We start from the raw sequence: 427 nt of genomic DNA on the forward strand, positions 1-427 counted from the left end.
CTGCGACTGCGGCTGGAAGCTGACCTCTCTGTTCGCCAAATCAGTATCTGTACCAAGGTCAGTGTCGGCTCCATCCAGAAACTCCTCAAAAGTGCCCAGGCGCTCGGCCTTACCTGGCCCTTACCTACCGAGCTTGATGATGGCCGACTGGCTGCCCTGTTCTATCCGCAGGCCGATACCACCATCTCGGCCCGCCATGTTGTGCCGGATTGGCCCTCTGTCCATCAGGAGCTCAAGCGCAAGGGGGTCTCCAAACAGCTGCTCTGGGAGGAGTACACCCAGCGCTATCCCAATAGCTGTTACAGCTACTCCCAGTTCTGTGACCGTTACAAGTCCTGGTGTCAGTTGCAAAAGCGCTCCATGCGCCAGATCCACAAGGCGGGGGAAAAGCTCTTTATCGACTACTGCGGGCCCACGGTGCCCATCG

1 pseudogene is annotated in these 427 nt (G+C 58.3%); it reads left to right on the forward strand.

The window, feature by feature from the left end:
* Window positions 1-427 (forward strand): annotated as a pseudogene (locus tag J9892_RS20545) (IS21 family transposase); the annotation flags it as partial.

It is taken from the genome of Aeromonas sp. Prich7-2 (genome assembly GCF_017939255.1).
Lineage (GTDB): Bacteria > Pseudomonadota > Gammaproteobacteria > Enterobacterales > Aeromonadaceae > Aeromonas > Aeromonas caviae.